Genomic DNA, 9,502 nt, shown 5'->3' with positions numbered 1-9,502 from the left:
ATGCGGCTCGAACGACGCACGCAACCCTCACGCACGGCGCTGGTGCTCGCGCCCGTGGGCGCGGTCGCTTTCACGCTGCTGGTCAGCGCCCTGCTGGTGCTGTGGGCCGGGGCACCGGTGGGCCGCACCTACGGGCTGCTGCTCTCGGGCGGCTTCGGCTCGGTCTTCGCGCTGAGCGAGACGCTGACGCGGGCCATCCCGCTGATCCTCACCGGCCTGTCGGCGGCGGTGGCCTTCCGGGCGCGGCTGTTCAACATCGGCGCCGAAGGCCAACTCTATGCCGGCGCCTTGGCCGCCGTCGCCATCGGTGGGATGCATGACGGCACGGGCCTGGAATGGCCGGTGGCCGTGCTGCTGCCTCTGATGTTCCTGGCGGCCGCGCTGGCGGGCGCGCTGCTGCTCCTGGGCCCGGCGCTGATGAAGAGCCGACTGGGCGTGGACGAGGTGGTGACCACGCTGCTGCTCAACTTCATCGTGCTGCTGGCCGTTGGCGCGCTGCTCGACGGCCCGATGAAGGACCCGACGGCCATGGGCTGGCCGCAGAGCGTGGCGTTGCAGTCGGACCTGGAGCTGTCCAAGCTGATCCCGCAGACGCGGGTGCACAGCGGCCTGCTCGGCGCGCTGGTGCTGGCGGTGGGCGTATGGCTGCTGTTCAAGCACACGGTGCTGGGCTTCGATATCCGCGCCCTGGGCGCCAATCCGCGTGCCGCCGCCTTCGCCGGCGTGCCGGTCACGCGCACCGTGGTGCTCACCGCCCTGCTCTCGGGTGCACTGGCCGGCTTGGCCGGTGCGGTCGAAGTGGCGGGCCGCACCAGCTATGTCACGCTCGACATGTCGCCCGGCTATGGCTACACCGGCATCGTGATCGCCATGCTCGCGGGCCTGCATCCGCTGGGCGTGGTGGCGGCTGCCGTGTTCGTGGCCGGCGTGCTGGTCGGCGCCGATTCGATGAGCCGCGCCGTGGGCGTGCCGACCTACATCGCCGATGTGATCGTGGCCGCCTCGCTGCTGTCGGTGCTGGTGGCGGCGCTGTTCACGCAGTTCCGGCTGAGGTGGTCGCGATGAGCGAGGTGTTCGACATCGTGGCGCAGGCTTCCTTCTGGGTGGCCCTGCTGCGCATCGCGACGCCACTCATCCTGGGCACGCTGGGCGTGCTGCTGTGCGAGCGGGCCGGCGTGCTCAACCTGGGGATCGAAGGGATCATGGTGGCCGGCGCCTTTGGGGGCTGGCTGGCGGTGTACGCCGGCGCGCCGCTGTGGATGGGCGTCGTGGTCGCCGCTCTGGTGGGCGCTGCCTTCGGCCTGCTGCATGCCTGGCTCACCGTGGGCCTGGCGCTGTCGCAGCATGTGTGCGGGCTGGGCATCACGCTGCTGGCGACCTCGCTGTCCTACTACGGCTACCGGGTGAGTTTTCCCAAGGTGAGCACGCCGCCGACCGTCACGCCCTTCGCGCCCATGGACTGGCTGCCGATCCCGGTGCTGAATGCGCAGACGCCGATGACGCTGCTGGCCCTGCTGCTCGTGCCGCTGGTCGGCTGGCTGCTCTACCGCACGCCGGCAGGCCTCGCGCTGCGCATGGTGGGCGAGAACCCGCAGGCTGCAGAAAGCCAGGGCGTGTCGGTGGCGGCCACGCGCACCGCCGCCATCGTGGCCGGTTCTGCCCTGATGGGTGTGGCGGGCAGCTTCCTCACGCTGTCGGCCTTCAACGCCTTCTTCTTCAACATGGTCAACGGCCGCGGCTGGATCTGCGTGGCGCTGGTGGTCTTCGCCTCGTGGCGGCCGGGCAAGGCGCTGCTGGGTGCGTTGCTCTTCGCCTTCTTCGATGCCCTGCAACTGCGGCTGCAGCAGGCCGGCGATGCCGCCCTGCCCTATCAGGTCTATCTGATGCTGCCCTATGTGCTGTCGATCCTGGCGCTGGTGCTCGTGGCGCGAAAGGCCAGCTACCCGCAGGCCCTGATGAAGCCCTATCGCAAGGGCGAGCGTTGATGAGTCCTTCGCCGCATGGGCGAGCGGCGGCGCGCCGTATGCTCGCTCCATGACCACGGCTGACGCACGGCGCACCGCCATCGACCCTGCCAGGCTCCAGGGCCCCCGCGTGCGCCTGCGGCCCTGGCGGCCCGACGACCTGGCGCCCTTCGCCACGATGAGCGCCGACGCGCAGACGATGGCCTGGTTCCTCTCGGCCATGGACCGCGCCGCGAGCGATGCCATGGCGCAGCGCTGCCAGGCCCTGATCGATGCCCAGGGCTGGGGCTTCTGGGCCGTGGAGCTGGCGAGTGCCGGCGCCGACGGCCCCTTCATCGGCCTGTGCGGCCTGAACCGGCCGGCATGGCCCCTGCCCTTCGCGCCCTGCGTCGAGATCGGCTGGCGGCTCGCACGGCCGTGGTGGGGCCGTGGCCTGGCCGCCGAGGCCGCTGCCCTGGCACTGCAGGTCGGCTTCGACGAACTGGGCCTGGACGAGATCGTCGCCTTCACGGCGGTCGCCAACCAGCGCAGCCGTACGCTGATGGCACGCCTGGGCATGACGCACGACGAGGCGGACGACTTCGACCATCCGGCCGTTCCGGCTGGCCATCCGCTGCAGCGGCACGTGCTCTACCGGCTCGCGCGGGACGACAGGCCAGGGCAGCGGACGTGAGCCGGCTCGCCCAGCCGGAGGTGGTCCTGGAGGCGTGGTCTTCCCAGGGTGCGCTGCCCGGGCGCTTCCTGATCCTGCCCGACGGCTGCCGCGACCTGGTGTTGCACCTGGGCGAAGGGCCCGCGGCCGCGAACTGGCAGGTGTCGCCGCTCGACGACTGCGCACGCCGCGTGGACAGCCCCGGTGGCGGCCGCTGGTTCGGCTGGCGGCTGCGCCCCGGGACGCAGGTGAGGCAGTCCCTGCTGCTGCAGGCGGTGGCCCGTCTGAACGTCGACCCCCACATCGACGCCGAAACGCTGGCCCGGCAGGTCGCGCCGAAACTTGCCGACTTCTGTCTCAACAATCCACGCGTCGACGAGGCCCTGGCCGTGATCGCCGAGGCGACGAGTACGGCCGCCGCCGTCCGGGCACTGGGCGTCGGCGAACGCAGCCTGCAGCGCTTGCTGGCGCATGCCACTGGACGTCCTCCGGCATTCTGGCGTTCGCTGGCGCGCATCCGCCAGGCCATGCGCTCGCTGGAAGGCCCGACCCCTCTGGCGGAAGTGGCCGCCGATCACGGCTTCACCGACCAAGCGCACCTGAGCCGCGAATGCCGGCGATGGATGGGAGTGCCGCCGGCGCAGTTGCGGCACGAGGCCCAGATGCTGCGCACCGCCACCGCGTCCGGCTACGGCTGATCCGGCGACGGCGGCGCCACGGGCGTGCACAACTCCACCAACACACCGTCGGCGTCGTGCACATAGGCGATGGTCTGGCCCCAGGGCATGGTCTGCGGCGCACGCACCAGCGACGCGCCAGCGGCCACGGCGCGCTCGACGGCCGCCGGAACGTCCGTCGTCGTGAAGGCGATTTCTCCACTCGGTGCGGAAGGCTCGGCTGGCCGCGGCGACTTGCCCAGGCTGCGCATCAGCCCGAGCGAGGCGAAGGCCAGGGCCGTGCCGCCGGTGTCGAGCTCGCCGTAGTCGCCCTGGGGGCTGAGGAAGCGGCGGCGCTGAGCGAAAGCCCGCTCGTAGAAGTCGAGCGTGGCGGCCACGTCCTGGACGTAGAAGATGGCGTAGGCAAACTGCATGGTCGAATGCTCCGGGTGAATGAGGGCAGGAAAGCCCGGCCAGAATAGGCAGCCCGCGCCGCGCTGTCTTGCATGAATCCGACAGCCGGGCCCACGCTGGCAAGTCGCTTGCGTCGCTTGTCCCGCCCCGTCTTCCGATCGTCCCATGCTCGACCTGCTCATCACCCACGCCACCCTGCCCGACGGCCGCACCGGCCAGTCCATCGCCGTCCAGGACGGCCGCATCGTCGAGGTGGCAACCGGCCTCGCTTCGCCGGCCCACGAGACGCTGGACGCCGGCGGCCTGCTGGTGGCGCCGCCCTTCTGCGATCCGCACTTCCACATGGACGCCACGCTCAGCTACGGCCTGCCGCGTGTCAACCAGAGCGGCACGCTGCTCGAAGGCATCGCGCTGTGGGGCGAGCTCAAGCCGCTGCTGACGGCCGAGGCGCTGATCGAACGCGCCCTCGCCTACTGCGACTGGGCCGTGGCCCGGGGCCTGCTGGCCATCCGCAGCCATGTGGACACCAGCGACCCCAGCCTGCTCGCCGTCGATGCGCTGCTGGAGGTCAGGCGCCGCGTGGCGCCCTACATCGACCTGCAGCTGGTGGCCTTTCCGCAGGACGGCGTGCTGCGCACCGCCGGCGGCGTCGACAGCCTGCGCCGCGCGCTGCGCAAGGGCGTGGACATCGTGGGCGGCATTCCGCATTTCGAGCGCACCATGGCCGACGGTGCGGAGAGCGTGCGCCTGCTGTGCGAGATCGCCGCCGAAGAAGGCAAGCTGGTCGACATGCACTGCGACGAGTCCGACGACCCGCTGTCGCGCCACATCGAGACGCTGGCCTTCCACGCGCACCGCCTGGGGCTGCAGGGCCGCGTGACGGGCTCGCACTGCACCTCCCTGCACAGCATGGACAACTACTACGTGAGCAAGCTGCTGCCACTGATCGCCGAGGCGGGCGTCAGCGTCATCGCCAACCCGCTGATCAACATCACGCTGCAGGGCCGGCACGACAGCTACCCCAAGCGCCGCGGCATGACCCGCGTGCCCGAGCTGATGGCGGCTGGCGTGAACGTCGCCTTCGGCCACGACTGCGTGATGGACCCGTGGTACGGCATGGGCTCGGGCGACATGCTGGAGGTGGCCCACATGGGCCTGCATGTGGCGCAGATGACCAGTCAAGCCGGCATCCAGCAGTGCTTCGAGGCCGTGACCGCGAATGCGGCGCGCCTCATGCACCTGCCGGGCTACGGCATCGCGGCAGGCTGCGATGCCAGCTTCGTGCTGCTGCAGGCGCGCGATCCGGTGGAGGCGATCCGGCTGCGCGCCACGCGGCTGGCGGTCTACCGCAAGGGCCGGCTGCTGGCGAAGTCGGCAGCGGCGACGTCCCAGCTGTTCGTCGAAGGACGCCCGGACACCACGGCCTTCATGCCCGCGCGAAGCTGAGCCGCGGCGCCGGGCCGGTACCGCGCGCGCGACGCCAGCGCCTCAGCGCTGGCCGTCGTTCACAGCCACGTTCTCCTTGAGCAACCCGCCCAGGCGCGAATGCACGCGCCCGCCGGTGCCCATCACCAGTGCGAACAGGATCTCTCGCGGGCGCGGGGCGTCCTGCATGCCGACCTCGATGCTGTTGAAGTGGCTGCGGACGTAGGAGGCGTGGATGTAGTGCACCGGCACCATCAGGCGGTAGCCCGCCACGGCCACCGCCTTGTTGGCCGGCACCATGGCCTTGGGCTGGCCCAGCACTTCGCGCATCGCCCAGCCGCCGGCCTCGTGCCAGACGGCGCCATGCTCCATCTCGCCGTCGATGCCGACGATGGCGGCCTTGCTGTAGACCTCGACCTTGTCCTTGCCGCCCAGGGCATCCACAAGCTCCGTGGCCAGCTCGGTGCCCAGGGCGCGCAGCTCGGCCATGAAGGGCATCAGGTCGGCTTCGTAGCGGCCGGCATAGGGGTTCTGGATCACCGCGCAGGCGGCCGCCAGCTTCAGCGGCTGCGCGGGCGCCGGGCCGCCCTCGTGGTAGGTGGTCTCGATGGTGAGGCCGCGCTTGCGGATCTGGATGAGGGACATGGGAGTGCGCCCGAAGGCGAGGGAAAGACGTGACGCGGGCGCGGAGACGCCCCGCAGGAAGCTCGCCATGCTGCCACGGCGTGTGCCGCCACGCCACAGCTGTGCCATTGCGGCACACCGGGCGAACAGGGGCACGGCTGCGCGCCGGCGGGCGCCTTGCAGCCAAGTGACTGTCTTTGAAGGGGTTTTTCCAGAAACGCCCGCGCCGTCCGCGCTGGCACATGGCTTGCCCCACAAGCACACCGCCCACCCCGGCGCGGCAACCCAACCGGAGACAAGCACCATGGACATGGCAGACATCGCCCACCTCGGCGTGGCCAACCCCTTCAAGAAGCAGTACGGCAACTACATCGGCGGCCGCTGGGCGGCGCCGGTGGACGGGCAGTACTTCGAGAACGTCTCGCCCATCGACGGCCAGGTGTTCTGCGCCATCCCGCGCTCCAACGACAAGGACATCGAGGCCGCCCTGGACGCCGCCCATGCCGCCAAGAAGGCCTGGGGCCGCACCTCGGCCACCGATCGCGCCAACGTGCTGCTCAGGATCGCCGACCGCATGGAGGCCAACCTGCTGACCCTGGCCGTGGCCGAGACCATCGACAACGGCAAGCCGCTGCGCGAGACGTTGGCGGCCGACCTGCCGCTGGCCGTGGACCATTTCCGCTACTTCGCCAGCTGCGTGCGCGCCCAGGAAGGCAGCATCGCCGAGGTGGACCACGACACGATGGCCTACCACTTCCACGAGCCGCTGGGCGTCGTCGGCCAGATCATTCCGTGGAACTTCCCGCTGCTGATGGCCGCCTGGAAGCTGGCCCCGGCGCTGGCCGCCGGCAACTGCATCGTGCTCAAGCCCGCCGAGCAGACGCCCGCCTCGATCCTGGTGCTGATGGAACTCGTTGGCGACCTGCTGCCGCCGGGCGTGCTGAACGTGGTCAACGGCTTCGGCACCGAGGCCGGCAAGGCCCTGGCCACCAGCAAGCGCATCGCCAAGATCGCCTTCACCGGTTCGACGCCGGTGGGCAAGCTGATCATGCAGTACGCCAGCCAGAACCTGATCCCGGTCACGCTGGAGCTGGGCGGCAAGAGCCCCAACATCTTCTTCGAGGACGTGATGTCGGCCGACGACGGCTACTTCGACAAGGCGCTCGAAGGCTTTGCGATGTTCGCCCTCAACCAGGGCGAGGTCTGCACCTGCCCCAGCCGTGCGCTCATCCAGGAGTCGATCTACGACGCCTTCATGGAGCGAGCCCTCCAACGCGTCAAGGCCATCAAGCAGGGCAACCCGCTGGACAAGGCCACCATGATCGGCGCCCAGGCCTCGCAGGAGCAGCTGGACAAGATCCTGTCGTACATCGAGATCGGCCTGCAGGAAGGCGCGCAATGCCTGACCGGCGGCACGCGCAAGGCCTTCGATGGGGGCCTTGCCGGCGGGTACTACGTAGAGCCCACGGTCTTCAAGGGCCACAACAAGATGCGCATCTTCCAGGAGGAGATCTTCGGCCCGGTGCTGTCGGTCACCACCTTCAAGACCGAGGAAGAGGCGCTGGAGATCGCCAACGACACGCTCTTCGGCCTGGGCGCCGGTGTGTGGACGCGCGATGGCGCACGCGCCTTCCGCATGGGCCGCGGCATCGAGGCCGGCCGCGTGTGGACCAACTGCTACCACGCCTATCCCGCGCACGCGGCCTTCGGCGGCTACAAGCAGTCGGGCATCGGCCGCGAGACGCACAAGATGATGCTGGACCACTACCAGCAGACCAAGAACCTGCTGGTCAGCTACAGCCAGCAGCCCTTGGGCTTCTTTTGACATGGGTCATCCTGCCCCGCCCGGGGCAGGCCTAAGGTGACACCTGTCCACGCGGACGCCCCGTCCGCGTTCCCGGCCGCCCGTCGCCCGTCTACCGGGCCGATGCGGGCGGCTTCTTCTCTTCTTGTTGTGGAAGGAATCGAGCATGTCCCAGAAGACCATGAAAGCCGCGGTGGTCCGCGCCTTCGGCCAGCCGCTGACCATCGAGGAAGTCCCAATCCCCACGCCCGCCGACGATCAGATCCTGGTCAAGATCGAGGCTTCCGGCGTGTGCCACACCGACCTGCATGCCGCCGAGGGCGACTGGCCGGTCAAACCCAATCCGCCCTTCATCCCGGGGCATGAAGGCGTGGGCTTCGTCGCCGCCATCGGCCGCAACGTCAAGCATGTGAAGGAAGGCGACCGCGTGGGCGTGCCCTGGCTGCATTCGGCCTGCGGCTGCTGCACCCACTGCCTGGGTGGCTGGGAGACGCTGTGCGAATCGCAGAGCAACACCGGCTATTCGGTCAACGGCGGCTTTGCCGACTACGCGCTGGCCGATCCCAACTACGTCGGCCACCTGCCGAAGGAGGTCGGCTTCGTGGAGATCGCGCCCGTGCTCTGCGCGGGCGTGACCGTCTACAAGGGCCTGAAGGTGACCGACACGCGCCCGGGCGACTGGGTGGTCATCTCCGGCATCGGCGGCCTGGGCCACATGGCGGTGCAGTACGCCCGCGCGATGGGCCTGAACGTGGCGGCCGTGGACGTGGACGACGACAAGCTGGCCCTGGCCCGCACGCTGGGCGCCACGGTCACCGTCAATGCCTTGACCACCGACCCGGCAGCCTACCTGCAGAAGGAGATCGGCGGCGCACACGGGGCACTGGTGACGGCCGTCTCGCCCAAGGCCTTCGAGCAGGCCCTCGGCATGGTGCGGCGCGGCGGCACCGTTTCGCTAAACGGCCTGCCGCCGGGCGACTTTCCGCTGCCCATCTTCGACATGGTGCTGCGCGGCGTGACGGTGCGCGGCTCCATCGTCGGCACGCGGCTGGACCTGCAGGAGGCGCTGGACTTTGCCGCGCGCGGCCAGGTGCATGCCACCGTGGCCACCGACAAGCTGGAGAACATCAATGACGTGTTCGCGCGCATGCACAAGGGCCAGATCCAGGGTCGCATCGTGCTCGACATGAACGCGTGATCCCCGCAGGCGCGCGGCGCCCCGACGCCGTGCGACTGCGGCCGATTCTTGATCAATCAATATTCGTAAATAAACACAAATTAATTGCTCGCGGAATTTGACCAAATTTCTGGCAGAAAATAATCTCTTATCCATTCGCACCGATGGATGACGAATATCCCGCTGATATCCTGTTGAGCGCCGCTCCAAGAATCAGAAGCGGAATTTCAAAGGGAGTTGATCTGTCATGGATATTCGTCATTCGCGCCCACGCTCGCAGGGCTTCACCCTCATCGAGCTGATGATCGTCATTGCCGTCCTGGGCATCCTCGCGTCGATCGCCATTCCCCAATACACCGACTATTCCTCGCGCGCCCGCGCCGCGGCGGCATTGTCGGAATTGACGCCATTGAAAGGTTCGGTGGTCGCTTGTGCCACCGACCTGGGGACATTCACCGGCTGCAATGCCGGAACCAACGGAATTCCGTCGACTTTCACCGCCACCAAGAATGTCACCAGCAACTTCGGCGTTACCAATGGCGTCATCACCGCCACGACCGGCGCCACCACCAAGGGGGGCGTGGCGCTCACGGTCACGCTGACGCCGAGCCAGGCCGACGGCGCTGCGAACCTGGTCTGGACCACCTCGGGCACCATCTGCAATGACACGCGCGGGCTGCGCGCGGGCCAAGGCGGCTGTGCCGACGCGGCCGCGACGCCTCCGGCATCGGGCGGCTGACGCCGGCGGTACCTCGGACCTTCGGTGGGCGCCTCTGGCGCCCTTTT

The 9,502-nt window shown here is 69.2% G+C and carries 10 protein-coding genes; 8 read left to right on the top strand and 2 right to left on the bottom strand.

The window, feature by feature from the left end; genetic code table 11:
• From ABIC63_RS21415 to ABIC63_RS21400, 4 genes are read left to right on the top strand one after another with little or no spacing between them, the layout of a single operon-like run.
• Positions 1 to 1,065 (top strand): ABC transporter permease, encoded by a 1,065-nt coding sequence (locus tag ABIC63_RS21415; protein ID WP_354321366.1) that lies wholly within the window; start codon positions 1 to 3, stop codon positions 1,063 to 1,065.
• On the top strand, positions 1,062 to 1,985 hold the full coding sequence (locus tag ABIC63_RS21410; protein WP_354321291.1) for an ABC transporter permease: 924 nt from the start codon (positions 1,062 to 1,064) through the stop codon (positions 1,983 to 1,985). Before ABIC63_RS21415 ends, ABIC63_RS21410 begins: the two co-directional genes overlap by 4 nt.
• Before the next feature lie 49 nt (positions 1,986 to 2,034).
• Entirely contained in the window at positions 2,035 to 2,637 is a 603-nt protein-coding gene (locus ABIC63_RS21405) for a GNAT family N-acetyltransferase (RefSeq protein WP_354321290.1), read from the top strand.
• Complete coding sequence (locus tag ABIC63_RS21400; protein ID WP_354321289.1) at positions 2,634 to 3,314, top strand: helix-turn-helix domain-containing protein; 681 nt, start codon at positions 2,634 to 2,636, stop codon at positions 3,312 to 3,314. The genes ABIC63_RS21405 and ABIC63_RS21400 overlap by 4 nt, the downstream gene beginning before the upstream one ends.
• Here ABIC63_RS21400 and ABIC63_RS21395 read toward each other — a convergent pair.
• Positions 3,305 to 3,706: a VOC family protein gene (locus ABIC63_RS21395; RefSeq protein WP_354321288.1), complete on the bottom strand. Its 402-nt coding sequence runs from the start codon at positions 3,704 to 3,706 to the stop codon at positions 3,305 to 3,307. The two genes, ABIC63_RS21400 and ABIC63_RS21395, sit on opposite strands and share 10 nt — an antisense overlap.
• Before the next feature lie 145 nt (positions 3,707 to 3,851).
• On the opposite strand from ABIC63_RS21395, the gene ABIC63_RS21390 reads away from it, so the two are divergent.
• Positions 3,852 to 5,132, top strand: a complete 1,281-nt coding sequence (locus tag ABIC63_RS21390) for an amidohydrolase family protein (protein ID WP_354321287.1) — start codon at positions 3,852 to 3,854, stop codon at positions 5,130 to 5,132.
• A gap of 42 nt (positions 5,133 to 5,174) precedes the next feature.
• Here the strand turns inward: ABIC63_RS21390 and ABIC63_RS21385 are convergent, their stop codons facing one another.
• Positions 5,175 to 5,756 (bottom strand): amino acid synthesis family protein, encoded by a 582-nt coding sequence (locus ABIC63_RS21385; RefSeq protein ID WP_294365674.1) that lies wholly within the window; start codon positions 5,754 to 5,756, stop codon positions 5,175 to 5,177.
• A 283-nt stretch (positions 5,757 to 6,039) separates the two neighbouring features.
• Between ABIC63_RS21385 and adh the strand changes: the two genes are divergently transcribed.
• From adh to ABIC63_RS21370, 3 genes are all read left to right on the top strand, one after another.
• On the top strand, positions 6,040 to 7,560 hold the full coding sequence (adh, locus tag ABIC63_RS21380; protein ID WP_294365672.1) for an aldehyde dehydrogenase: 1,521 nt from the start codon (positions 6,040 to 6,042) through the stop codon (positions 7,558 to 7,560).
• A 145-nt stretch (positions 7,561 to 7,705) separates the two neighbouring features.
• The gene (gene adhP / locus ABIC63_RS21375; protein WP_294365670.1) at positions 7,706 to 8,737 is read left to right on the top strand and encodes an alcohol dehydrogenase AdhP; all 1,032 of its coding nucleotides are present in this window, start codon (positions 7,706 to 7,708) and stop codon (positions 8,735 to 8,737) included.
• Between the two features lie 226 nt (positions 8,738 to 8,963).
• Complete coding sequence (locus tag ABIC63_RS21370; protein ID WP_354321286.1) at positions 8,964 to 9,455, top strand: pilin; 492 nt, start codon at positions 8,964 to 8,966, stop codon at positions 9,453 to 9,455.
• Positions 9,456 to 9,502: the final 47 nt, after the last annotated feature.

Origin of the sequence: Pseudacidovorax sp. 1753, assembly GCF_040544975.1 — a bacterium.
GTDB lineage: Bacteria > Pseudomonadota > Gammaproteobacteria > Burkholderiales > Burkholderiaceae_C > Xenophilus.
Note: the sequence above shows the minus strand (reverse complement) of the source record. Positions and strands in the feature narration are given on the sequence as shown.